The organism is Xanthomonas maliensis, assembly GCF_009192945.1.
Lineage (GTDB): Bacteria > Pseudomonadota > Gammaproteobacteria > Xanthomonadales > Xanthomonadaceae > Xanthomonas > Xanthomonas maliensis.
Map to the genome: position 1 here is coordinate 1 of NZ_NSET01000104.1, position 571 is coordinate 571.

General features: G+C 63.2%; 2 pseudogenes. Both read left to right on the forward strand.

Annotation, left to right across the window (positions count from 1 at the left end):
- Positions 1 to 135 (forward strand): annotated as a pseudogene (locus CKY51_RS21830) (ABC transporter ATP-binding protein); the annotation flags it as partial.
- Positions 132 to 571 (forward strand): annotated as a pseudogene (locus tag CKY51_RS21835) (ABC transporter permease); the annotation flags it as partial. The pseudogenes CKY51_RS21830 and CKY51_RS21835, both read left to right, overlap by 4 nt.

A 571-nucleotide genomic window follows, 5' to 3' on the forward strand; every position in this document is an offset into this window, starting at 1 on the left:
CGCAGCCTGCCGTTCGGCAAGACGGTGATGCTGTTCGACGGCGTTCCCAAAGACCAACTCGCCCAGCTGGGTGAAACCCGCAACCCCGGGCTGGCCGACCTGTTCGTGGCCGTCATGAAAGGAACCTACGCATGAATGCTCCGACCCAACATGCAACTGCTTCCCGCACCTTCCTGTGGCTGCTCAAACGCGAGTATTGGGAACATCGCGGCGGCTTCGTCTGGGCGCAGGTGATCACCGGTGGCATCGCGGTGTTCTTTGCGCTGCTGGGCGCGGTGATCGGCGCCGTCAATGCCCGCAACCAGCTATCCGGCGTCGATTTCAACGCAGGCGACCTGAGCGGCTACACGCGCACCTTGGGCCAGGTCGGCGATGGCCTGCTGCTCGGGGGAATCGGCATTGCCTCGGTAGTGCTGGCGTTCGTGGTGTTCTTCTATGCACTCGGCAGCCTGTACGACGACCGTCGCGATCGCAGCGTGCTGTTCTGGAAATCGCTGCCGGTGTCCGACGTCCAGACCGTACTGTCCAAGGCCGCCTGGGCCTTGTTGCTGGCGCCGTTGATCTCCATTGT